The 275-nt window shown below is 54.5% G+C and carries 1 protein-coding gene; it reads left to right on the plus strand.

Annotated elements, in window-relative coordinates:
• Positions 1–275, plus strand: a 275-nt coding sequence (locus ACUYLD_RS25685) for a condensation domain-containing protein (protein WP_446676241.1), incomplete at both ends; no start/stop codon positions are given.

The raw sequence follows: 275 nt of genomic DNA on the forward strand, positions 1-275 counted from the left end.
GGAGAAACGGCATTGCTTCCGATCCAGCATGAGTTCTTTGCGCAGGCCCAAGTGGATGCGCATCACTTTAATCAGGCGGTTATGCTGCACCGGGAGCAGGGCTTTGACGAAGCTGCTCTGCGTCAGGCGCTTGGCAAACTAGCAGAGCACCATGATGCTCTGCGGATGGTGTTCAGCAAGACCGAGCAAGGCTATAAGGCATGGAACCGCGGAATACAGGAAGGCGAGCTGTATCATCTGGACGTGCTGGACTTTAGGGATTTGACGGATAAAGC

This window comes from Paenibacillus sp. SER-28 (assembly GCF_052906305.1).